We start from the raw sequence: 21,096 nt of genomic DNA, 5'->3' as shown, positions 1-21,096 counted from the left end.
CAGCTAGTATGAGGACTACAAATTTCCATGTGATTGATATCATTTTTTCTTAATCACTCCCATTCCTTTAACAGATTCTTTGACTTGGGGAGAACCGATATATTCTATCGACCCTATTCCTGATGCAGATGCATCTAACTGTTCACTCGCATTTACTACAACGCTGCCTACTCCTTTATTGCGAACTCTAGCCTCTTTTGTTTTTAAATCCACACCATTAAAGCTTCCTACTCCAGAAAGTTCGAGATCTAATACATCAACATTTCCTGCGATCGTTACATTGCCCACGCCATCAAGCGAAACCGCCAAACTTTTACCTTGAATCCCATTGACTTCGATGCTACCAACCGCTTTTGCGGACAATCTCTCTAGATTCTTAACCTCTACAACAAACTCAATAGGCTTAGTCGGATCGATGCTTGACTTGTTCTGATTGTTAATATACAGAGTTTTGTCAGACACGCGACTCTCTAGCATTGGCAGGATATTTTCCTCGGCAACGATCGTAAGAGACTCTTTTCCATTCTGTATCACCTTAAGCTTGCCTACGGATTCAAAGGAAATAGACGAGAACGTAGTTACTTCTCTAGACTCAGTTTTGAAGACCCCATCTCCTCTAATTCCAAACAAGCTAAAAGAGCAGCCTGTAAATACAATTAAAGATACTAAAAATAAAGTCAAACGGTAAATCAACTTGTTTTTCATTGAATTTCTCGATTAGTAACCATAATGAATTGATGTGTTTCTATAAGTGTCATGTTTCTCAATTTAGAAGTTGATAGAAGGTGATGGTGATAACAATCACAAAAATAGTTGTGTAGATTAATTTCGTGTACTTGGCTAGCCAATCTGGCAGATAAATATCGAAATTGACATTTGTTGAACTTGTGTACTTTCGTGCCATCAGATTTAATGGGCAGTGGGATTTAAATGCGAGTAAGATTAGCCCTTCTAGAAATACAAAGCCATAACTAATCCAGAGCCAGATATCGAGCTTATTTGCGATCGCGGCATAAAGCATATAGAAAATTACAAAGTTAAAGAATATCCAGATTGCAGTGTGAATGATTTTAATCAACGCTAATTTAGTCTGAATCAACGTTCCAAACACCATGATTTTCAATCTTAAATTTTGTCTTTTATTCTTGTACCTAATATTATTAATCCGACATAAATAATTATTGCAATTAGATCGGACAAAGTATCTGTGAGACTGTTTATATTTTTAGATAATGTGCTCCCAAAAATGACTCCCCAGCGAGCAATGATTATGACTGCGATGAACCAAGCCGTAAATTTTACTTTTGATAAATCTTTGTAAAATGCCATCACAAGAAATGAGACACCAAAAATAAAATTTTCAGCCGTAAGAATATGCCAAACATAAAAAATCGTCGTTTTTGTAGCCAGATCAATATTGCTTACATTAACTATAGGCAAAACAGTAGTTTGTCCATTCCATGCATGTGTGAAAGAGAAAAGAACTGAGAGAATCCCCACTATTAGATAGTAGTAGTTTTTAATCATCGACAATATTGATTTATTTCTACTTTCCATTTGATTTATCTATAGTTACCAACTGTTTGCCATTCTTCGACAAAAGAGGGTGGCACAGATAAGCTAATAGCTTCATCCCCAATAATCGGCAGTGATAATTTTAACGGTATTTCGGCTTGCAACTGCGATAAAAGGGGCTGGAGATTATACTGTCCGACATTAGGCTGAGGCTCGAATGAATCAGTAAAAATATCATTGGAAGAGTCGCTAGCTGTGAGGATTTTTCCGAGTGAATCAGTCAGTGTAAGCGGTTGACTGCGATCTATCTCAGCTACGTTAGGAAATCCCACCAAGCGCAGAAAAATGCTTGTTTCCCCATCATTTCTGATGCGTTTAAAGGCGATCGCTTGCCAATTATTTCCATGCTGATCTTTAAGGTTTTGCCGAGATTGATAGACTATCTGTTCAGGTGCTTCCTCTAGTTGTCGAATGGCGGCTAGACTTTGGCTTTGATCAATACCAATCAAGAGACAGAAACATATAGCTAATCCCAGCAATATTCTTTGAATTATATTTCTGAATATCATAGATCTCTCCATGCAAAGCTTTAACTGTGACAGGCGATCGCTTGACTTCCTGAATGAGTTGATTGAATTGATTGAAAACGATACAAAATGCAACCTGAGATGCTTTATTTTAGATATTTACGGAAGAAAATACTTAGCAAAATTGTGGAGATCGGAAAGGCGAGAGACCACAGTCCCAATCCTGCAAATATGAGATATGGCTGGTTAAATGGAGCAACTAATACGCCAAAGATTCCCACCGCCCCACTTACGATAAATAGCGATCGTATCCAAATCTCTAATTTTCCACTAGTAAAAACCAAACTGATAAATATGGTTGCCAAACTTAGAAACCCATAACCAAGAGTCTCTAAGGCAAAAAATATGGAATGTAAGTTGGGCTGAGCGAGGATGCTTAATCCTCCCAATGTGCCGCTTTGCAGGTTCAGGCGCACTACAAATATCTGGAGGTAGTAATTGGTCGGGATAATAGCGGCATAGACGATCGCAAATGCTAAACCGATTTGGCTAAAAATCTTCTTCGATTCAGGTGCGATCGCGTTGATACAAGCTATCAAGATGACCATAGTCGGGGCAAGAAAGAAGGCGGGGATAAAGCTTGCCATATCGAACAAGTTAAAATTCTCGGCATAAGTTTGTATTCCATTCCATGCTTTCATTGGGAACATGAGGCTCGTCCCGACAGCAATCAAGACAAATAAAATCGTAAACACACTTGCAAATATTGCCGACCAAAAGCCCAATGAGATCGCTGTTTGTCGAGTTATGGGTGAGTTGAGTGTCGCGTTCATTTTTAATCTCCATTTTTAATCTCCATTTTTAATCTCCATTTTTAATCTCCTAATGGGTTGTCGGTTAGATCGCTTCCGCATTGATTATCTGTTGGCTCACCAGACACCTCATTGCGTGGCTGGAATATGCATCAGAACCTCATTTACCATCACATCAATGAATTTGGCTGACTCATTCACCCAAGGACTCTGACCTGAATGTTCAAACCAAATCAATTCTTTGTGGGGTGAAGTCAGGAGATTAAAATACTCCTCGGCATGATAAATCTCACTATTTGGACAAACGCTACTGTTTCTTGACCCGCACCACGCTTTCCACAGATTCTTTAACTCGATGTGAGCCAATATACTCAATTGCATCTATTTGACTCTAGCAAGCGATCGCTTGATTTCGAGAATGATTTGATTGAGTTGTTTGAATACGATATATAACGTGATTGAAACCTTATTGATTTTCAATGTTTTTTACATCATGTGTGGCAAAGATAGAGATGCTACTACCATCGCGAAGGATAGCACCGTTCCCAAAGGTATTATCTTATTTACTAAAGCATCTCCAATGGGAAGTACTGCCGCAACATTTGGATAGAATGGTACGCAAATCAAGTAAAAAATTTATTTAGCATTGCCTCGTCTCCGATTACGAAGTAGTAGCTTGCGAAGCTCTTCTAAACCAATCAAGATCGGCGGACACGCTAGCAAAAACAACCAATGCCAATTGGCTAATGAGGCAGTTCCAAATACTTGTCTGAAGGGAGGGAAATCGATGAAGGCGAAGAGAGCCACCCATTCCACAGTGATTCCTAACCAGATCAAACTGTTATTTGATAAGGACTGACGGAATATGGAACCCCAAGATGAACGACAGGCGAATAAATTGCCGACTTGACAAGCGACGATCGCGGCTAGAGTCATGGTTGTTGCTTGGCGATAGATGCCCGTCACCGTGGGATCGGCAGTATGATTGAGAATCATCGGTGTCACTTGTTGCAAATCTGCTAACGAGTAACCATAGCTCCACCAAACGATAAAGAATCCCAACATTGATAGAACTGACTCAATTACACCTAGAAATAGATAGGCGCGAATTAGTACGGGGACATTGAGCAGAAATTCCTGCTTAGGACGGGGTGGACGATCCATAATCCCTGCTTCGGGAGTTTCCGCTCCTAATGCTAGCGCGGGAACCATATCAGTTCCCAAATCCACCGCCAGAATTTGCATAATCGTTAGCGCAGGCGGAATCTTGAAAGCAACCATTCCTAAAAACGGCACAATTTCTGGGGTATTTGAGGCAAGGATATAGGTCATGAACTTACGAATATTTTGATAAATTGTGCGACCCTGCTCGATCGCTACCACAATCGTGGCAAAGTTATCATCGGTCAGCACGATATCCGCCGCTTCCCGTGCGACATCCGTACCGTTCTGTCCCATTGCAATACCGATATTCGCAGCCCGTAAGGCGGGGGCATCATTTACACCATCCCCTGTCACCGCCACAATTTCACCAACATCTTTGTACGCTTGCACCAATCGCAATTTATGCTCAGGCGACATCCTTGCAAATACTAAACCAAAGCGATATTTCACCACTTGCTTTAATTGTGCGTCCGAGAGATGTTCCATACCTTCACCCGTGACCACCCGCACCTTGTCGCTGACTAATCCGATCTGACGGGCGATCGCTTCCGCAGTTAGTCCATAGTCTCCTGTAACCATTGTGACTTTGATGCCAGCTTGATGACATTGGGCGATCGCCTTGGGTACTTCCTCACGCGGTGGATCGAACATGGCAACTAATCCGATGAAGATCAGATCCTGTTCTAAATCCTGAGCCTTGAGATCGAGAAGTTCCTGTCCGCCTTGCCGCGCCGCCAGCCCTAACACTCGAAACCCTTGCCTTGCCAAGTCATCATTGGCTTTGACAACTTCATCCCAATAGTCATGGGTTAACTCTTGAGATTTGCCATCGAGTAAAATCCAATGGCAATGTTTGAGAACTTCTAATGGTGCGCCTTTAGTGAAAGCAAGATTAGGGGATGGACTTGACCATAGTTCTGAATCTTGCCAATTCAAAACCACTGTCATCATTAATCGGCGTGAGTCAAAGGGAAGTTCGCGTAAGCGTGGATATTGCTTTTGAAGATCTTCTAAATTCAATTCTGCTTTTCCTGCCGCCACTAGGAGCGCCGCCTCGGTGGGATCGCCAATTTCTTGCCAACGACTTGGAGAATTAAGATGCACTAATTTAGCATTAGAACAAAGCGCCGAACCAATTAGTAAAACTTTGGCTTTCCAAGCAGTTTCCGAATCGTGAGGAATATTTACCTTGCCGCTACTAGGATCGTAACCAGCACCTGTAACTTCAATTAGCCTGTTTGTTAGGACATCATTAGCGCCATTAGGCTTGGGATTTGGATTGTCAGATTGCGTTGGCGCGGTAGGTAGCCAGAGATAGCGCACGGTCATTTCATTTTTAGTTAATGTGCCAGTCTTGTCAGTGCAAATTACGGTAGTCGCGCTCAGAGTTTCCACTGCCGATAGCCGTCTCACAAGGGCATTACGTCGCGCCATCCTCTTTACGCCGAGGGCTAGAGCTAGGGTTACAGTCGGCAATAAACCTTCAGGGACATTCGCCACAATAATCCCGATCGCAAAAATAAAGCTCTCGGTCACATTCATTCCAATCAGCAAGTAGCTGAGTGCAAATACTGTTGCTCCCATACCGAGGGCGATCGCTGTAATTAGCCGCACAATCCGCGCTACTTGGATTTCTAACGTACTGGGTTCGCGCTTTACCACCGTAGTTAAATGTGCCACCTGTCCAAACTCAGTTTCAGAACCCGTCGCATAGACCACCGCGACAGCCCGACCTGCGGCTACGGTCGAACCTGCTAAGACAAGATTAGCGATTTCCGATGGATTCACCTTTTCTTGCATCGGTTGTTCGCCTTGACGCAGCATAGTTTTACCGCCACGTACTGAAACCGCTTCACGCAGGCGCACAGGGTAAGGACTGCGGGCTACAGGTAAAGATTCCCCTGTCATCACGGAGACATCAAGATATAAACTTTCTGCTGATATCAACCTTGCATCTGCGGAAATGCGATCGCCTTCTTCCAATTGCATGACATCGCCGCGCACCAATTCTCTCGCAGGAATTTGCTTTAATTCTCCATCTCGATACACTTTCACCTGCATCGGCAAAACTTTCTTTAAAGCTGACAGAGCTTTCTCTGCTTGAAACTCTTGCCAAAAGCTAAAGATGGCATTAATCCAGATTACTGCCCAGACTGCCCACCCCAGTTCAGGGGTACGGGAAATAAACGCAAGAATCCCTGCTACCCAAAGCAACAGAGCCATAAAATGCGTCAATTGATCGGCAAATCTTAGCCACAACGGGCGCTGCACAGGTTCTGGCAATTCATTTGCGCCAAACTTCTCTAATCTCTGTTGAGCTTCATTTTGTGATAATCCTTTGGCAGTAGTACCTAAAGATTCATAAACCTCTTCAAAGGTCAAAGCCCATAGTGGTTGGTGTGATTGTGGCATCTTTTTTTTACAGTAAAATCGCGTTGAAGATGTAACCAATACTAATTATGCCAACTGTCATTAGTCCAACAAATACGGCTAATAGTTGAGGACGCAGCACTTTTTTGAGAATTACCATTTCAGGGAGAGATAGAGCAGTTACAGCCATCGTGAAGGCTAAAACTGTACCCATAGGCATTCCTTTATTAACTAAGGCTTCAGTAATAGGCATTACCCCCGCAATGTTGGCATAAAGTGGTACACCCAAAATTACGGCGATCGGAACTGCTAAAGGATTATTTGCACCTGCATATTTAATAATGAAATCGGTGGGCACATAACCATGAATTCCAGCACCGATCGCAATACCAACCACAACATACAGCCATACTGATCGCACAATTTCGCAGGATTGATATTTACCTTGCTCAAACCTTTGATTCCATGTAATTGCCACAGGTTCTAGGTTATCTTCATTTTCTAAAGGCAATTCTTGACGAGATTTTTGTAGTTCCCAAACAAATGGTTCTACCCATTTTTCTAATTTTAGTAGTCCGATGATGTATCCAGAAGCAATCGCTAAGCTCACACCAAAACCGATGTAAATTAGCGTTACTTTAATTCCAAATAATCCCCATAGCAAAATCACCGCGACTTCATTCACCATTGGCGCAGCTATTAGATAAGAAAAGGTCACACCTAAAGGAACACCTGCCTCTAAAAATCCAATAAACAAGGGAACTGCCGAGCAGGAACAAAATGGAGTGACAATTCCCACCATTGCCGCCAAGACATTTCCTGCAAAGGTGCGCTTTCCTTCTAATAATGAACGCACTCGCTCTGGTTCTAAAAAGCTCTGCAATGTGCCAACAATAAAGCTAATCACAATTAGCAATGTTAAGACTTTTGGTACATCGTAAAGAAAAAAGTGCAGACTCGATCCTAAATGTGAGGCGATTTCTAATCCCAAAAGTTTTGTAACAATTTGAGTGGCTAACCAATCAAAGGGATAAAAGGGATCGAACATAGCTTTGTCCCTTTAACGTTGTAATAGTGGCTGAATTTGCTCTGTACTGATTAATTGACCTTTACTGACAACCCTGCCATTGATCGCCATTGCAGGAGTAGACATCACCCCCTTTTTAGCAATTTCAATGGGATCGGTGATATGTGAAACCTCTGCACTTAAATTGAGATTTGCGACGGCTTCTCTAGCATTTTCTTCTAACTGTTGGCATTTTTTGCAGCCTGTACCCATGATTTCAATTTTGATTGTGTCCATAAGAGGCTTCTTTTTTATTTACTCAGATTTCTAAAGTATTACTATGCTTGGTAGTTGTCTGATTTCGTGTATGAATTGATTGAATACGATATACAACGTAACGGGCTAACACCAAGATTGTTTGTTGGGTGGATTATTCAGTAATTCCCGAATATTTGACTCAATTACTCGATAACCGACATTGCCATTTAGTCGCTGTCTTCCTTCATTAAAAATCATCGTCGGACTGACAGAAACCTGATACTCTTTGATTAAGTCAAAATCCTTAGACAGCAAAGCATAAGCCACACCGTTATCAATCTGCTCTTGAATTAGAGTGACATCTAGCCCTAATCCCTAGGCAATTTCATACACCTTGCGATCGCTAACATCAGCAGTTTCTACAAAAAAGGCGAGGCGAACCTTCCAATTGGCTTTATCAAATAGTTTTTCTGATTTACTTTCTTCTCAGTTTAAAAATAGACAGTAAAACCCAATAATTAGCGGTGCGGCACTTCGCGCCGCACCGCTAATTATTGGGTGGGAAGGGAGTAGGAGGCAGATTAGTATGCTGCGATACATTTACAAACTTGATGAAGTCGATTAAGATCAGAGTATTTTAATGCTGAATTTTAATATCTAAATTAACACCAAAGTTAATATTCGAGTTAATCGCAACATTTATCTGCTTATACCCTCAAGTTTGCCACAGAATCCAATTCTTCCAAGCCAACCAAATATGCAAACAGCAATACTTTCTACTTTATTTGTAAAGCTAAATACAAGAGCAGTCATTTCCGCATTTCTACTTCCCTCTGTATTATTGTTTTCATCTTGCAAAGAATTCAACAAGCTGACCAATCAATCGACAGGTACGAATACGGGAATTCAAGTTAAGCTTTTATTTGGGAGTGCTCTCAGCGATTTCTGTCAGCAAGCCGCCGTTAAATTTAATCAACAGAAACCCAAATTAGATAACGGTCAAGAATTTTATATTTCCTGCGAGAATAAAGGCAGTGGTGACGTTGTAGCTGATGTGGTGGCTCAGTCACAGATGTTTAAAGCAGGTAAGTTAGCGGCAGGTGCGCCTGAGTTGCCTAGCATAATCTCCGTGGATGGCGAGATTTATCAGAATCAGTTAATTTTTCAAATCGATCAAATTTTCCCAGGGCAGAATTACATCCCTGCGATCGCCGATTCGCCACTAATTGCCAGCAGTCCAATGGTATTTATGACCTCGCCAGAAGTGGCTCAAGGTTTGAGCAAGTTGGATACTCCTTTTAAGACATTTGTGAACGCCAATGTTCTTAAAGATCTTTCGCCAACCGCAGGCGCGATTCCCTTTACCTACGTGCATACTGCGCCAACTCGTTCCAATTCAGGGCTGCAAAGTTTAGTCGCTCAATATGCCGAAGTTTCTGGCAAACGCCCCGAACAGCTCACTGTTGCTGACGTGCAGGCTTATCAAAATCAAGTCAAACAGATTCAAAGCAAAGTTACTCGCTACGGAATTTCCACCAATGCCCTAGCTAAAGCTATGGTTACTAATGGGCAGTTTTGGGCGGCGATCGGTTCGGTATATGAATCTTCGGTAATTATCGCAAACTCCAATCTGCAAGCAGGGCAACCACGCTATCAGGCGGTCTATCCCAAATCAACCTTCTCATCGAATATGCGGGCGATCGTTCCCAATGCTCCTTGGCTGGATGCCAACAAAAAAGCCGCCGCCCAGAAAGTTGTCACTTATTTGCAATCTAATGAAGCCCAACAAATTCTTACGGAGTTAGGCTTGCGTCCTGGCACTCCAGGTGTGGCGTTAGGCGCGAAGTTTACTGCTGATTTTGGGGTCGATCCGCAGGCTAAGTACGATTCTTATCGTCCACCGCAGCCGCAAGTTGTGGAAGCAATGATCAAAAGTTGGCAAGAACAAGCCAAAAAGCCATCTTTGGTGATGGTGGTAATCGATACTTCGGGATCGATGAAAGGGACGAGAATTGCAGCTATGCAAAGTACGCTGCAAGCTTATGTCAATAGCTTGACTCCAAAAGATACGATCGCGATGATGGATTTTAATACTGTAATTAATCCACCAGTCCTAATAGAAGGAACCCCAGAAGGGAAAGCCAAGGGTTTGCAATATGTTGCTTCGCTAAAGGCGGCTGGACAGACAAAACTCTATGATGCGACCTTAGCGGGACGGAATTGGCTGCAACAGAATCTCAGAAAAGATAGCATTAATGCGGTTCTCGTTCTGACTGATGGCGCAGACTCTGGTTCGACTGTCAAAATCGACCAATTGCTCGGAGAACTGAAAAAGAGTGGCTTTGAAACCGAGCAGCGAATTTCAGTTTTTACAATTGGTTATGGTGATGAGAAAGAGTTTAATCCTAAGGCTTTGCAGGATATCGCTCAGCAAAATGCAGGTTACTATACCAAAGGCGAACCTGAGACGATCGCCCGTCTTTTAGCCGACATCCAAGTGGAATTTTAATGAATAATTCTCAAAGCATGAAACTAGCAAATCCTCTCTACTATCCGCTTGCAGTTGCTATTGGCGGTGTTTTTTTAGTACTCAGCGTGCGGTTAGCCAGTTTGCCGATCGCGGTGGCGCTCCCGATTTCGGCGGCAATCTCCACTTCTGGCGCGGTCTTTCTCAAGCGCCATGAGCCTGAATCCTTAGGGATTGGCGATCCCGAACTCGAACTGGAAATTATTGCTGTCAAGCAACAAGCAATAACGCTAACCCAACAGGCTCAGGTACTTAGGGCGGAGTCAGGCAAATTACTCACCGAAGCTGAGCAGATGGATTTGCTGGTCGCCGTGCAGTACGCCTGCGATCGCGCTTCTGAATTCCCCAGTAAAATTGATTTTCTGGTGCAAAAACTAAAGGGAGGCAATGCTTTGCTATCGATTCAAGATTTAGAACAGCAACTGATGCAAGTCAAGCAAAAGCTGCGAAATAGTTCGGGTATTGCCGAGACGCAATTGCAAACCCTTGCCGCAGGTTTGCAACGCAACATCGATCTGGTGCGTGGCGGCGAGAGTGCGCGTCAGGCTCAGGTGGCAAGTTTAGCCACCTTAATTGTCGATGCATCGGGCGTATTACAAGAATTACAAAATAAATTGCGCGTGGTAAATCTTACAGATTTACAGCAAACTGCGGAACTGCGATCGCTGACCGACGAGTTAAGTTGTTTCCAAGAAAATGCTGAATTATTACTAGCAAAATAGAATACTCAAAATAAAATACTCAAAACAATTATGTCAACAAATTCCTTTAGTTCCAAGCTTGCTCCTTTTAGTTCGGCACAGAAAAAAAAGCATCTATTTGTCTCGTTAGGGATTACCGCTTTTTCTATAGCTATAGCGATCGCGCCAATTCCGTGGCTAAGCCAAAAGATCGTGGTAGTGACTGGAACTGAGTTACAAGAACCCCTACAAGCATTGCAAGAAAAATTTAAACAAGCCAACCCCAATATTCAATTAGAACTAAAATTTCAAGGTTCTCAAGATATTGTCAATCGCTATATTGATAATAAGAATGACTTTACACCGACAGTTCTCATTCCCGCGAATGCTGAAAGCCTCAAGGAACTCCAAACCCGTTGGCAGTCACAAAATGGCAGTGAAGCATTCTACGAACAGCCCAAAGCGATCGCCAAAACCATGTTAGTTGGCATCTCATGGTCGGAACGGGGGAATGTTCTATTTCCTAAAGGCAACTTTGAGTGGAGTCGGGTTGAACAGGCGATGCAGGTCGGCAATTGGCAAGCGATTGGCGGTAATCCTAGTTGGGGTAGTTTTGATTTTGTAACCACCGATCCCACTCGCTCCAATAGCGGACAGCTTACGCTTGCATTGTGGGCGCAGTCTAAGCTAGGGACAACTCCAACCGCCGCCAATCTCAACAGTGCCAATATCACATCTCTATTTGGTCTCGCAAAGCGATCAATATATCAACCGTCAGCATCGACTGATACCTTACTTAAAGAATTTATTGCAAAAGGCCCTAACGACGCTGATTTGGGCATTGTCTATGAGAGCGTGGCTCTCTATCGCTGGCAACAATCTAATACTTCGCAAGGTAAACCCTATCAGATCTATTACTTTAGTCCTACCGTAGAAACCGTTTCCACTGCAGCGATCGCCAAGCGCAATATTGATAATAACCAAGCGGAAGCAGCGCGTAAGTTTATTGATTTCCTAGTCCAACCCGAACAACAATCGGTATTTGTGCAATACGGATTTCGACCTGTCAGTGGCAATATTGATTTAAAAGCCGCTCCCAATAGTCCTTGGAATCAGAATATTCCTGGCGTGGAAGTCAAACCCAATGTCCAAGCGATCACTTCGCCTAATACTGAACTTTTATCAGAAATCAAACGTCTGTGGGAACGCGCTAACTAACAGCAAGTTTTGCAAACCAGCGATCGCCTAACACCAAGATTGTTCGTTGGGCGGATTATTCAGTAATTCCCGAATATTGGCTTCAATAACTCGATAGCCCACATTTCCGTTCAGTCTCTGCCGCCCTTCATTAAAAATCAACGTTGGGCTTACCGAGACCTGATGCTCTTTGATTAAGTCAAAATCCTTGGATAGCAGAGCGTAAGCCTCACCACTATCGATCTGCTTTTGAATTAGCGTGATATCTAGCCCTAATTCTTCAGCGATCGCAAACTGTACCTTGCGATCGCTAATATCGGCAAGCTTCGTAAAAAATGATTCTCGAAACGCCCAAGCGGTTTTTTCTAAAACCTTATCGGATTCTGAAACTAAACCTTTTATCTCTAACATCTGAACAGCCTTCAGAAATAAATGGGCTGATATTGAAGAAGCGGGAACTCGTGACCAAACATCAGAATGCACAGAAATATGCTCAAACTTACTGGCGATTGCCTTGACATGATTTTGATAACCCGTTAATCCGCCGCGATCGCGCCATCCATGCTCTAGCTTCTCACGCGTATTGCCAAAAACAGAGACGAAGTGGTAATCAATGACAATATCTTCGGGAAAAGCTATTTTTAGTTCTTCTAACCGAATTTGAGCAATGTAAGCCCAAACACAAAAAACATCTGAGAAATAGAAAATACGAATTGGTTTCATGATTGTAAAGTTCTTTGATTGTAAGGAAGTTTCATCAAAAGTATCCCCATAGCGCAGGTATTAGTAACTCCAGCAAATACCAAGCCACAGCCAACAAACCCACTCATTAGTAAAAACCAAGGGGATACAAATATACCCAATCCAGTTCCTAGGGCAACAAGGGAACCAGCGACAATTTGCACTTGACGAAATAGACTGATGGGAGCATTGCGATTGCCTTGTACTGTGAGTCCTGCGGCTTTCCAGCTTAATAGACCACCTTTAAGCTGTATCACACGATCGTATCCATTCTCTAATAATTTCTGAGAGGCTCCACTAGAACGCATTCCCGATTGACAACAGATTACTAGGGTTTTGCCCTCAATGTTAGCGATCGGATTTTGGTCAAATGTTGATAGAGGTCTAGAAATAGAACCCACGATATGTTCAGTTGCATATTCGCCCGACTCACGGACATCGACCAAGATAACCTCTTGTAAATCGAGCTTCTGTTTGAGCGATATGGCATCAATCTCGGTTAATTGCGCGGTATTGGATAAGTTAATCATGTATTTTTATAGATGACGATTGGCGATCTTTTCTTGATTATATCACTATATGGTAATATAATATCCTGTAATTATCAAAATCATAACTGTGACAGGCGATCGCTACGATTGATTTGTAGAAAAGAAGAAGCGCTAAAACGCTTCTTCTTTTCTAGTTTGAGCGCAATTGCTCTAGTTGCGATCGCAAACTTGCTAGCTGTTGCGTAAGTTCTTGAATCTCATCACGCATACTTGCTTTAACTGATTTATCAGGTTTCTCAGATGAACTCTCAGGTGCATTGTCATCGACGGTCTTAGCAGTTGTGGTTACGGTGGTTAAGCCTGCCGATTCAGAGTTAGTAGTATTACCAGTACCACTTACTTGCTGCGCAATAAAATTATCAACATAGCTACGAGCCTCAGCTTCAGTGGTTACACCCTTTTCAGCAAGCTCTTGAGTAATTTCATCAAAACTGCGCCCCAACCTTCTGAAATTTTCTTCGCGCTTAGAGGGGTCTTGGATTACTTCAAGTAATGATGAAGTTGCTCCTAGTGTAACGTAGTAGCCTCTTTGAAAAAGCTTTTCTAAGTCGATGGTATCCATAAAATTCCTGCGAATGTGTAGTTTTGTAATATATTCTAGCTGATCTCCTCTTTATCAAAACAAACCAAAATTAATATTCGGTAATTCTAACTAATACCAAAACATAAAAAAGAGGCAACAAATGATTTCCCTCTAAACTACAGTGGATTTGGGAGTAGAGGTCGAATCAACTCCATAATTTGGTCAGAATTAAAGTTATTGATGGAATCGTTCAAAGCCTTGGATAAACTTGCTTTCGATTCGGGAATTTGCGCGATTAAATCGTTCATAACTTCGGTGTCAAGATAGTAAGCGGCTTGATACATTTGTTCTAACCACTGAGATGACATCACAGCTAGATCTTCTGGAGAGAGCCTTTCCACAAATAGTTTTTGGGGATATTGTCCTACGCCTTCGTAGATAAACTGCACTCCTAAATGTTGAGTTAAAACGTTAAAGATAACGCTTTCCTGAAATGGCTTGCCGATAAAGCCGTCAAAGCCAGCCGTGAGAACTTTCTCTTGCTCTGCTTCTAAAACGCTAGCAGTTAGAGCAATAATGACTGTTTCTTTGCTTTTAGGATGTTCTCTAATGCGCTTGGCTGCTATATAGCCATCCATGACAGGCATCCGCAGATCCATCAAAATCAGATGTGGCGACCAGCTTTCCCACAGTGAGATAGCTTCGAGTCCTTGTGTTGCTGTGTTCACCTCAAAACCAACTGAGGTAAGGAGTTTGACCAATAGGCGGCGATTTTCTTCTACATCTTCAACGATAAGGATGCGATACTTTGATTGACCAAGAGCTAAACCGATCGCTCTTTGTTTTAGAGGTTCTGCGGTAAGGTAGACTGCTTGAGGTAGCTTGACCCGAATCTCAAAGGAAAAAATGCTGCCCTGATGCAAAGTGCTTTGAACCCGAATCTGACCACCCATAAGTTGGACAAACTTTTGACTGATAGCTAAACCTAGCCCAGTACCTTGATTCAATTTATTTCCAGCTTGAGCCTGCACAAATGACTTAAATATGCTCTCAATTTCTGTTGGCGCAATTCCCACGCCTGTATCTTCAATCTCAAAAAAGAGTTGAGATTGATCGAGATTAGCTATTCCCACTTGTCTAACCCTTAAAGTAATGATTCCTTCCTTGGTAAACTTAATCGCATTACCGAGCAGATTGACTAAGACTTGATACAGTTTTCTCTCGTCGGTATTCACAAATTTGGGAAGATTGGGATCTAAATCGACAATTAATTTTAATCCTTTAGATTGGGCGTTAACTTGAAACAGTTCTTCAATAGAATTTAACAAGTTTTCTAGTTCAAAGTCAGAAGGATTAAGGATTGACTTTCCGCTCTCAATTTGGGTTAAATCTAAAATGTCATTAATCAATTCTAATAAATGCTTACCGCTACGATTAACGATCGCCAGATCTTCTTGGTTCTCAGGACTCAGAGAGGGATCGAAACTCATCAATTCAGTAAATCCCAAAATGGCATTGAGAGGAGTGCGGAGTTCGTGGCTCATATTAGATAGGAAAATACTCTTGGCTTTGTTTGCCTCTACAGCGGTTGCTTTAGCTTGTTGAAGCTCTACCTCGACTTGTTTTCGGTCGCTAATATCGATTAAATACCCCAAAATTTCTGCTGGTCTACCTGCATGATCGCGAATTAGTCTAAGTTGACCGAGTATCCAACGATAATCTCCATCAAAGTGAAGAAGACGATATTCATGGGAATAAAAATCACCGACGAATAGATTTTTTATGCCATTAAGTACTCGTTCTGTATCATCTGGGTGTAAGTGATTCACCCAAAATTTAGAATCTTCTAAAAATTCGCTGGTTTCGTAGCCCAATATGTCCTTGATATTTTCACTAATGAATGTTGCGCCATAATCACCATCAGGTTTACTACTAAAAATGATGACTGGGCTATAGTTGAGAAGAAAATCAAGGCGATTTTTATTAGCTTGCAAGGATTTCTGAGCTAGTTGCAGCTCGGTTACGTCCTGCTGAACAGCAACATATACTGTTCCGTATTCAGGATGATCGAACCTAGATGTATGGACTCTACACCAAAAAAGTGTGCCATCTTTTTTTCGATTGTGAACCTCATATTTCGCTTCCCCATAGAGATCGAGTTGAGTGACTATATCCATGACAGTTGCATCTGGTGTAACCTGTGTATCGACATAATTCAAGATGCCAACGGATTGACCCGCTAGTTCGCCTTCGGTGTAGCCAAACATCGCATCATATTTAGGATTGGTGTAACCGATCGTCAGATCTGCGGCTTTGACTAAACAGACTCCCCCTGCCATGTTATTCATGATGATACTTTGAAGTTCTAGCGTCTTTTGAGCTTCTTTTCTCACCGTAATATCTTGGATTTGAGCAATAAAATGTAGCGGATGTCCCTGTTCATCTTGTACTAGCGATCCATTTAGAAGAGCCCAAACAATATGTCCTTGCTTATGGAAATAGCGTTTTTCCATTTGGTAAGTTGAAATCGTTCCAGCTAATAGCTGATGGACATAACTCATATCCACATCTAAATCGTCAGGATAGGTAATATCTTGAAAAGTTAGCGTTAATAAATCTTCTGGCGAGTAGCCAAGAATCTGACATAATGCAGGATTGACCCTAAGAAAGTACCCGTCAAGTGCGACGATCGCCATCCCGATCGAGGCATCTTCAAAAGCATGGCGAAACTGCTCTTCACTGGTTCGCAAAGATTTTGTCCGTTCCGCCACAAGAATTTCTAAGGTCTCGTTAAGTTTTTTGAGTTCTTTTTCGGCTTGTTGGCGTTTTCTATCTACTTGATTGAGAAATCGAGCCGTTCCCAAAATTAGTACTGAGAAAGTAAAAACTAAAAGAGTTACCCGCAATGCATAGCCAAATTCACGGTTATACCAGCCTAATTTTTGCCCATGAAAAGTAGATAATTCTAATATTACTGGAATGATAATCGCCCAAGGCAACAATCTGCGAGCAATCTCTCCGCCGACTAGAGGACTGGTTAATGTTTGCATTAATCCTTCCTTAGGTCGAAGATACAAAATCCCTACATAGAGGATAAAAAAGCTGAGGATTGAGTTTACTGCTTGAGTCGTTGCCAGTGCGCCAAGACTTGTCAGAACGCCGACATTGAAGATATGTCCAAATAATGCTAACAGAGAAATTAAAGCCGCAATACTACTACAAATCTGCGCCCACCAAGTATTCCGTTGACAATTGCGACCTAGCAGCAACAATGCTACACCCATCAGTACGAAATTGAAGGCTGTATTTATACCCATGCGTCCTGCGTAAGGAGTCACTGAAGACGCAACATCTCGAAAGATTAATTGATCAATGTGCAGTTCCCACGCAAAGAGATACTCGCCCAGAGTCAACAGCCCGATCGCAACAATCGTACACGCCAGCCCTTGAGAAACTCGATAATGCGATCGAGCTGATCGTTGACGCTGCAACAAAATCAAAGACAGTCCCGCAAATAAGAAGCAAATCGCTGTATTAGCCTTCATGGTTGCGGGTATGAAAGGAAATCCACTTTTGAGTGGGGATATGTCAAATTGCCAACCGAGAATTACACTTACCCCGATGGAAATTATGAGCAGCCCTGCGATTTGAGAAATACGCATATTCATATAATGTTCATAAGTTAGGTCGCATGGGCTAGGAAATTGTTCTCAAACAAATCAATTTTTTTTTCGGTTTTTATTGGGATTTGTTGTTTGGGATGCGATTAAAGAGAGTTTTGGCTGTTGAACTACGTTTAAATTCTATTACTTAACTACATTACTTATTTATCGATCTATACTTAATATGTACGTACTATTGCTTTTTAAGAATTCAGTATGGTTAGCGATCCACCGATCATATATCGAGGTGACATTTTAATCGTTGACGATTTACCAGATAACCTGCGACTTCTTAGGGATACGTTGAGCGGACAAGGATATAAGGTTCGTAGTGCTACGACAGGGGCTATGGCACTTAGAGCCGCTCTATCTCCATCGACGGAGTTGATTTTGCTGGACATTAAATTGCCCGATCTGGATGGCTATGAAGTTTGCCGAAAATTAAAATCTGACGAACGCACCGCAGGGATTCCCATAATTTTTTTGAGTGCCCTCAATGAATCTTTTAATAAGGTGCAAGGGCTGGCTGTGGGAGGGGTAGATTATATTTCTAAGCCGTTTCAAGTCGAAGAGGTATTGGCACGTGTCGAAATCCATCTAACCATCCAACGACTCCAAAAAAGCCTCCATACACAAAATTTACGCCTCATCCAAGAGATAGAAGAACATCAACGCCTCCAAGATATGTTCTTTGACGAAAAAGAGTTGGCTCAGGTAACATTGCAATCGATTGGTGATGCTGTCATTACTACTGATGTCCAAGCGAATATTAGATATTTTAACCCCGTTGCTGAGCGACTAACAGGTTGGCAAGCTAAAGATGCAGAAGGAATTCCTGTGTCTCAAGTTTTCCAAATCGTTAATGAAATAACGAGAAAGCCAGCAGATAATCCCGTGACCAAAGCCCTATTATATGGGGAAATTGTGGGCTTAGCTAACCATACTATTCTCATAGCTCGTGATGGGACAGAGTATCCCATTGAGGACTCAGCCGCACCAATTAGAGACCGTCAAGGTCAAATTATTGGGGCAGTTATAGTCTTTCATGATGTTACTGAATCACGCTATCTTGCCAATCAACTCTCTTGGGAAGCTAGTCACGATGCTTTGACGGGTTTAACTAACCGTCGAGGATTTGAGAAGGAACTAGTTAATGCGATCGCCTCTGTCCAAAATAGCAATCAACAGCACGCACTCTGTTATTTAGATTTAGACCAGTTTAAAGTCGTTAATGATACTGCAGGTCATGTTGCTGGCGACGAACTACTGCGCCAAATTACTGCACTTTTACATAAGGGAATCCGTGCGAATGACATGCTGGCTCGTTTGGGAGGTGATGAATTTGGTCTTTTGCTCACTCATTGTCCAATCTCCCAAGCAACCCAGATTGCGGAAACCCTCAAGGATTTAGTACATCAGTTTCGGTTTGTTTGGAATAACAAAACCTTTATCATCGGTGTCAGTATTGGAGTTGTTGCCATTGACCAAGCTAGCCAAGATTTGATGGAGATTATGGGTGCAGCTGATGCAGCTTGTTATGCCGCTAAAGCCAAAGGACGCAACTGCGTTCATGTTTATAGTCTAGATGATGACGAACTAATTAGACAACGTGGCGAGAGGCAGATGATTGCTAAAATCAGTCGGGCGTTGGGGCACAATCGTTTTTGTCTCTATAGTCAAAAGATTATCTCTATTACCGCTAAACCCCCAGTAGAGCATTATGAGATTTTGATAAGAATGCTAGACGAAAATGGAGAATTAGTTTCTCCAAATGAGTTTATTCCTGCTGCCGAGCGCTATGGCTTGATAACCCAGATCGATTGCTGGGTAGTCGAAACTTTTTTCTCAAATTATCAAAATTTAGACCAGCAAGGTTTGCCCGAAAGCTTATACACGATTAATCTTTCGGGCGCAAGTATTGGCAATAATCAGTTTCTAAGGTTTTTAATCGAACAATTTCCTCGCTACCAAGTTCCCCCACAAACTATTTGTTTTGAAATCACCGAAACCGCCGCGATCGCTAATTTTGACCAAGCGAGACATTTTATTAGCGAAATCAAAAAGATTGGCTGTAGGTTTGCTTTAGATGATTTTGGAAGCGGGTTGAGTTCCTTTGCTTATTTGATGAATTTACCAGTTGATTATCTAAAAATTGATGGCATTTTTGTTAAAAATATTAGCAATAATTTGATCTCCCAAGCGATCGTTGAAGGTTTTAATCGTATTGCTCATGCCATGAATCTTGAAACTGTGGCTGAATTTGTCGAAGACGAGACTATCTTAGAAAAATTGCGGGAGATTGGAGTAGACTATGCTCAGGGTTATGGGATCTCCCGCCCCGCTCCCATTAACTTTAAAGGCTATTATGCTGGATTTACAGAAATTGATGGGACAGATGCAAGGGATGTCTGAACAATTGCAGAGAGAAACTCAGCAATTGACAGTCAAACTCGATCGCGCAGAAACCATATTTCATCAAGCAGTTGTAAATCAAGCATCGCTCAATCAACAAATCGAGCAATATCGCGATCGCCTAATTTTTACTTGCGCCGAACCAGTTGAGCCGCTTTCGCAAATTCAAGCGATATCTCCTATCTCTACACCCCATATCGTATTAGCCACCGATGGATCGCAAATAGCACCAAGCCGCCATGAAATCGCCTATTGCTATTTGATTAATATTGGTCGAGTCGCAATTTACTATAACTCTGGAATTTATCCATTACTCGATAATATTCCTGAGGTATTTTATAAAACGGAAGATCTATATAAAGCTCGTCAATGGGGAATTCAGACTGAGCAATGGATGACTTTTAAGCGCACGGTTGCAGAAAATGTTGCCCTAGCGAATTTAGCTATTGAAACACTTGCTAGTTATCCTAATCTACCGATGTTAGCTTTCACCGATGGAGCTTTAGTTCATTGGGAATTTGATGAGATGCCTGCTGATGCGCGATCGCAACTTTTGCCAGATATTCTGACTGCTTGGGATGACCTAAAGGCTCAACGAATTCCATTAGCAGGATATATCAGCGCTCCTCGTGCTGCGGAAGCCACTAATTTTTTGCGCTTGCAAATCTGTCCTTTTGAGCAACCTGATTGCAAGATCCATTGTGATGCTAAGCCTCTTGATTCTGCGCCATGCAGTCAAATTCAACCATTGCGTGACGGGACTTTATGGAGTCGGCTGTTAAAAGTGGGAGAGTGCAGTCCTCTTTGGAAAAGCCATGCAAGGATTTTGCAGGAATATGGAGAACATCAAATTTATTTTTGCTATCTCCATGTCGGGACAGAAATCGCCCGAATTGAGATGCCAGCTTGGACTGCATTGGATATAGAACTGCGATCGCAAGCTTTGCAAATCATTCTCGCTCAAGTCCAAAAAGGCTATGGCTATCCTGTTGCCCTAGCTGAGGCACATAATCAGGCGGTTGTCACTGGTAGCGATCGCCGCCGCTTCTTTGCAATTTTAGAGCAGCAAATGGTGAAGTCTGGTTTACGCAATGTGACCACTTCCTACAAAGAGTCCCGCAAGCGTAGCAGCATCGCCTGATTAAAAGAAC

Annotated in this window: 18 protein-coding genes and 1 pseudogene; 5 read left to right on the top strand and 14 right to left on the bottom strand. The window is 42.2% G+C overall.

Going from position 1 to position 21,096, the window contains the following annotated elements; genetic code table 11:
- Positions 1–39: 39 nt before the first annotated feature.
- From APA_RS00195 to APA_RS25625, 10 genes and pseudogenes are all read right to left on the bottom strand, one after another.
- Positions 40–705 carry a GIN domain-containing protein gene (locus APA_RS00195; RefSeq protein WP_201320308.1) on the bottom strand — a complete coding sequence of 222 codons (666 nt, stop codon included), beginning with the start codon at positions 703–705 and terminating at the stop codon, positions 40–42.
- Between the two features lie 58 nt (positions 706–763).
- Positions 764–1,114, bottom strand: a complete 351-nt coding sequence (locus APA_RS00190) for a hypothetical protein (protein WP_201320307.1) — start codon at positions 1,112–1,114, stop codon at positions 764–766.
- A gap of 11 nt (positions 1,115–1,125) precedes the next feature.
- Positions 1,126–1,557 (bottom strand): hypothetical protein, encoded by a 432-nt coding sequence (locus APA_RS00185; RefSeq protein ID WP_201320306.1) that lies wholly within the window; start codon positions 1,555–1,557, stop codon positions 1,126–1,128.
- 5 nt (positions 1,558–1,562) lie between these two features.
- Entirely contained in the window at positions 1,563–2,084 is a 522-nt protein-coding gene (locus tag APA_RS00180) for a DUF3122 domain-containing protein (RefSeq protein ID WP_201320305.1), read from the bottom strand.
- A gap of 104 nt (positions 2,085–2,188) precedes the next feature.
- Positions 2,189–2,875: a hypothetical protein gene (locus APA_RS00175; protein ID WP_201320304.1), complete on the bottom strand. Its 687-nt coding sequence runs from the start codon at positions 2,873–2,875 to the stop codon at positions 2,189–2,191.
- Between the two features lie 108 nt (positions 2,876–2,983).
- Positions 2,984–3,235 carry a hypothetical protein gene (locus APA_RS00170; RefSeq protein WP_201320303.1) on the bottom strand — a complete coding sequence of 84 codons (252 nt, stop codon included), beginning with the start codon at positions 3,233–3,235 and terminating at the stop codon, positions 2,984–2,986.
- A gap of 255 nt (positions 3,236–3,490) precedes the next feature.
- Entirely contained in the window at positions 3,491–6,430 is a 2,940-nt protein-coding gene (locus tag APA_RS00165) for a cation-transporting P-type ATPase (protein WP_201320302.1), read from the bottom strand.
- A gap of 7 nt (positions 6,431–6,437) precedes the next feature.
- Positions 6,438–7,436 (bottom strand): permease, encoded by a 999-nt coding sequence (locus APA_RS00160; RefSeq protein ID WP_201320301.1) that lies wholly within the window; start codon positions 7,434–7,436, stop codon positions 6,438–6,440.
- A gap of 12 nt (positions 7,437–7,448) precedes the next feature.
- Positions 7,449–7,691 carry a thioredoxin family protein gene (locus APA_RS00155; protein ID WP_201320300.1) on the bottom strand — a complete coding sequence of 81 codons (243 nt, stop codon included), beginning with the start codon at positions 7,689–7,691 and terminating at the stop codon, positions 7,449–7,451.
- A 105-nt stretch (positions 7,692–7,796) separates the two neighbouring features.
- Positions 7,797–8,129 (bottom strand): annotated as a pseudogene (locus tag APA_RS25625) (DsbA family protein); the annotation flags it as partial.
- A gap of 280 nt (positions 8,130–8,409) precedes the next feature.
- Here APA_RS25625 and APA_RS00145 point away from each other — a divergent pair.
- The 3 genes from APA_RS00145 to APA_RS00135 are packed head-to-tail and all read left to right on the top strand — an operon-like array spanning position 8,410 to position 12,077.
- Entirely contained in the window at positions 8,410–10,161 is a 1,752-nt protein-coding gene (locus APA_RS00145; protein ID WP_201320299.1) for a VWA domain-containing protein, read from the top strand.
- Positions 10,161–10,901 carry a hypothetical protein gene (locus tag APA_RS00140; protein ID WP_236579334.1) on the top strand — a complete coding sequence of 247 codons (741 nt, stop codon included), beginning with the start codon at positions 10,161–10,163 and terminating at the stop codon, positions 10,899–10,901. The genes APA_RS00145 and APA_RS00140 overlap by 1 nt, the downstream gene beginning before the upstream one ends.
- A 30-nt stretch (positions 10,902–10,931) precedes the next feature.
- The gene (locus APA_RS00135) at positions 10,932–12,077 is read left to right on the top strand and encodes a substrate-binding domain-containing protein (protein ID WP_201320298.1); all 1,146 of its coding nucleotides are present in this window, start codon (positions 10,932–10,934) and stop codon (positions 12,075–12,077) included.
- A gap of 27 nt (positions 12,078–12,104) precedes the next feature.
- Here APA_RS00135 and APA_RS00130 read toward each other — a convergent pair whose 3' ends face one another.
- The 4 genes from APA_RS00130 to APA_RS00115 all read right to left on the bottom strand — a co-directional run bounded on the left by APA_RS00130 (position 12,105) and on the right by APA_RS00115 (position 17,533).
- Entirely contained in the window at positions 12,105–12,779 is a 675-nt protein-coding gene (locus tag APA_RS00130) for a DsbA family protein (RefSeq protein WP_201320297.1), read from the bottom strand.
- Positions 12,776–13,327, bottom strand: a complete 552-nt coding sequence (locus APA_RS00125; RefSeq protein WP_201320296.1) for a rhodanese-like domain-containing protein — start codon at positions 13,325–13,327, stop codon at positions 12,776–12,778. Before APA_RS00125 ends, APA_RS00130 begins: the two co-directional genes overlap by 4 nt.
- 151 nt (positions 13,328–13,478) lie before the next feature.
- Complete coding sequence (locus tag APA_RS00120; protein WP_201320295.1) at positions 13,479–13,910, bottom strand: hypothetical protein; 432 nt, start codon at positions 13,908–13,910, stop codon at positions 13,479–13,481.
- 137 nt (positions 13,911–14,047) lie between these two features.
- Positions 14,048–17,533 (bottom strand): PAS domain S-box protein, encoded by a 3,486-nt coding sequence (locus APA_RS00115; RefSeq protein ID WP_201320294.1) that lies wholly within the window; start codon positions 17,531–17,533, stop codon positions 14,048–14,050.
- A 216-nt stretch (positions 17,534–17,749) separates the two neighbouring features.
- Between APA_RS00115 and APA_RS00110 the strand changes: the two genes are divergently transcribed.
- Positions 17,750–19,945 (top strand): EAL domain-containing protein, encoded by a 2,196-nt coding sequence (locus tag APA_RS00110; protein WP_201320293.1) that lies wholly within the window; start codon positions 17,750–17,752, stop codon positions 19,943–19,945.
- The gene (locus APA_RS00105; RefSeq protein WP_201320292.1) at positions 19,899–21,086 is read left to right on the top strand and encodes a DNA double-strand break repair nuclease NurA; all 1,188 of its coding nucleotides are present in this window, start codon (positions 19,899–19,901) and stop codon (positions 21,084–21,086) included. Before APA_RS00110 ends, APA_RS00105 begins: the two co-directional genes overlap by 47 nt.
- The last annotated feature ends 10 nt before the right edge of the window (positions 21,087–21,096 follow it).

Source organism: Pseudanabaena sp. lw0831 (genome assembly GCF_016584665.1).
In the GTDB taxonomy this organism is placed as follows: domain Bacteria; phylum Cyanobacteriota; class Cyanobacteriia; order Pseudanabaenales; family Pseudanabaenaceae; genus Pseudanabaena.
Note: the sequence above shows the minus strand (reverse complement) of the source record. Positions and strands in the feature narration are given on the sequence as shown.

What these genes read in the sequence shown, in the direction of transcription:
- APA_RS00115 (WP_201320294.1), bottom strand. Translation starts at nt 17,533, where the DNA reads ATGCGTATTTCTCAAATCGCAGGGCTGCTCATAATTTCCATCGGGGTA.
- APA_RS00185 (WP_201320306.1), bottom strand. Translation starts at nt 1,557, where the DNA reads ATGGAAAGTAGAAATAAATCAATATTGTCGATGATTAAAAACTACTAC.
- APA_RS00135 (WP_201320298.1), top strand. Translation starts at nt 10,932, where the DNA reads ATGTCAACAAATTCCTTTAGTTCCAAGCTTGCTCCTTTTAGTTCGGCA.
- APA_RS00170 (WP_201320303.1), bottom strand. Translation starts at nt 3,235, where the DNA reads ATGCAATTGAGTATATTGGCTCACATCGAGTTAAAGAATCTGTGGAAA.
- APA_RS00130 (WP_201320297.1), bottom strand. Translation starts at nt 12,779, where the DNA reads ATGAAACCAATTCGTATTTTCTATTTCTCAGATGTTTTTTGTGTTTGG.
- APA_RS00110 (WP_201320293.1), top strand. Translation starts at nt 17,750, where the DNA reads ATGGTTAGCGATCCACCGATCATATATCGAGGTGACATTTTAATCGTT.
- APA_RS00180 (WP_201320305.1), bottom strand. Translation starts at nt 2,084, where the DNA reads ATGATATTCAGAAATATAATTCAAAGAATATTGCTGGGATTAGCTATA.
- APA_RS00120 (WP_201320295.1), bottom strand. Translation starts at nt 13,910, where the DNA reads ATGGATACCATCGACTTAGAAAAGCTTTTTCAAAGAGGCTACTACGTT.
- APA_RS00160 (WP_201320301.1), bottom strand. Translation starts at nt 7,436, where the DNA reads ATGTTCGATCCCTTTTATCCCTTTGATTGGTTAGCCACTCAAATTGTT.
- APA_RS00165 (WP_201320302.1), bottom strand. Translation starts at nt 6,430, where the DNA reads ATGCCACAATCACACCAACCACTATGGGCTTTGACCTTTGAAGAGGTT.
- APA_RS00125 (WP_201320296.1), bottom strand. Translation starts at nt 13,327, where the DNA reads ATGATTAACTTATCCAATACCGCGCAATTAACCGAGATTGATGCCATA.
- APA_RS00155 (WP_201320300.1), bottom strand. Translation starts at nt 7,691, where the DNA reads ATGGACACAATCAAAATTGAAATCATGGGTACAGGCTGCAAAAAATGC.
- APA_RS00190 (WP_201320307.1), bottom strand. Translation starts at nt 1,114, where the DNA reads ATGGTGTTTGGAACGTTGATTCAGACTAAATTAGCGTTGATTAAAATC.
- APA_RS00105 (WP_201320292.1), top strand. Translation starts at nt 19,899, where the DNA reads ATGCTGGATTTACAGAAATTGATGGGACAGATGCAAGGGATGTCTGAA.
- APA_RS00175 (WP_201320304.1), bottom strand. Translation starts at nt 2,875, where the DNA reads ATGAACGCGACACTCAACTCACCCATAACTCGACAAACAGCGATCTCA.
- APA_RS00195 (WP_201320308.1), bottom strand. Translation starts at nt 705, where the DNA reads ATGAAAAACAAGTTGATTTACCGTTTGACTTTATTTTTAGTATCTTTA.
- APA_RS00140 (WP_236579334.1), top strand. Translation starts at nt 10,161, where the DNA reads ATGAATAATTCTCAAAGCATGAAACTAGCAAATCCTCTCTACTATCCG.
- APA_RS00145 (WP_201320299.1), top strand. Translation starts at nt 8,410, where the DNA reads ATGCAAACAGCAATACTTTCTACTTTATTTGTAAAGCTAAATACAAGA.